This window comes from Bacillus sp. GMs2/2, from assembly GCF_050172095.1.
Classification (GTDB): Bacteria; Bacillota; Bacilli; order Bacillales; family Bacillaceae_G; genus Bacillus_A; species Bacillus_A cereus.
The window spans coordinates 1-1,983 of the sequence record NZ_JBNLYE010000563.1 but is presented as its reverse complement, the minus strand read 5'-3'; the positions used below and the strand labels follow the sequence as shown (position 1 = coordinate 1,983).

The following is a 1,983-nucleotide window of genomic DNA, read 5'->3' as shown; positions in this document are numbered from 1 at the left end:
CTGAAACAATCCGAATTGCGCTTTTCACTCTTGTAGGAATCAGTGCTTTATTCTCTGTAATTAAAGAGTTTCAAAAACCAGAAAAAAGAAAATTTTGGATTACATTTGAAACTTTAGTTCTAATCGGGGCAGCCTGGATGTTAATAGGACTTCTCATGTAACCTACATAATTAGTAACCCCCCTGAATAAAACTCAATATTCCGTCAATACTGTAGACAACCCATTTTTCTCCTTGTTCCCCCATGGAGAACCAGCCGGGCAGTTAGCTTTTGCTAGCTGCTCTTTTTTCTGTACAGGTACCCATTTACTCTAAAATGAATAAACTATCTTGAACCTTATTTTTCAGTCATTTACTGGTTTATGACTTACAAACATAACCCCAATACATGGAATGTTTTTTAAGCGAGCATTCTGGAACAAGTGCTCGTTTCACTTTGGCATTTTTATACAAAATACACACAACTAAATCCACATAATTTCATATGATATATTGCATCATTTCTTTTTAGAGTGGATAGTTGTTACAGAAGGGCACTTTTCTAAGTGCTCTTATATTTACATACCAAATGGCGTTTTTGTTCAGTTTCACTCTAAAAGTAAATTTTTCATTTTTTCATTGAACCAGGTCCATAACATATTCTTTTCCTCCGATAAAATAATAATTAGGTGTCCCATACCCATTTTATCCACTGGAAATAATACCTTTCACGTACTTACGTATTAGAAACTTCATTTCTGCTTCTTCTGCAATAGCAATTTTGTTCACTTTTTTGATACATTTATGAAACATTCACATGTTATCTTCAATATGTTCTATTCTTTTTGAAAAACCATGTGAGAATACCAAAACAAGAAGCCCTAGAGCCCTAACTCTAGGGCTTCCTGTTTTCAAATAAGGATTTTATTTAAATTTCTTTAACCTTATTAATTCCCTTGCATAAAGTATTATCACAAGAAATTCAATAAGTGCTCCGGTCTAGTTACCTTGAATTTCTTGCAAACCTTGTGGGAAGAATCCGTTTATAACAAACGGGTTCTTTTATCTATTCACCTTTTAACTGGACAAGCATATGTTATTGTATAGAGGCATCCACTCATAGTAATCTACCTTTCTTTTCATTAACACGAAATAACAATGTTATTAAAACAAAAGTGCAAAGGTAGTTATTTGCTGATTCCAAAATTAATTAAACTAATAATATATAAATGAAACATTAATAAAAAAGATTATGCTACTATTTTTCTAAACACAAAGATGAGGTGATTTTGATAGAATATAAAAATAAAGATATATTCAATACATTTACTTTTTCAGATATTAAACCTATTATCATCCCCCACCATCCAACTGGACCGACTGGTGTTACTGGAAGGACTGGTATTACAGGACCGACTGGCGTTACTGGAAGGACTGGTGTTACTGGACCAACTGGTGTTACTGGACCGACTGGCGTTACTGGAAAGACTGGTGTTACTGGACCAACTGGTGTTACTGGACCGACTGGTGACACTGGATCTACTGGCATTACTGGACCGACTGGTGTTACTGGTCCTGCTGGTGTAGGTTTAACAAACTACCTATATATTTTTGATACTACCAATCAGTCAATTGTAGTAGGTGGCAGTGTCACTTTTAATACCAATGGACCTATAATAGGTAGCGCTTTTACCCATATAGCGGGCACTGGAAATATTACAATTAACACCAGAGGAACATATGTAGCAGAATTCCAATTAGAAGCTGTTCGTGAAAACCAATTTTCCTTTGCACTAAACGGTACACCAATTCCTGGCGGTCGTTACGGAACTGGGTCTCCACATTCTATAAATCAAGGTACTGTTGCTTTCACAGTAACAACTGTTCCTTCAACATTAACTTTAATAAATAATACTTCTTCAGCAGGTACTATCACCCTATCTAATAATGATGGGGGCTCTTTAACAAATGTATCTGCAAGTATAAGTATTTTTCAGGTAGGGTA

1 protein-coding gene is annotated in these 1,983 nt (G+C 35.1%); it reads left to right on the top strand.

Annotated elements, in window-relative coordinates:
* Window positions 1-1,267 precede the first annotated feature (1,267 nt).
* A partial coding sequence (locus tag ACQGS6_RS27355; protein WP_426965944.1) for a collagen-like protein occupies window positions 1,268-1,983 on the top strand: 716 nt, incomplete at its 3' end.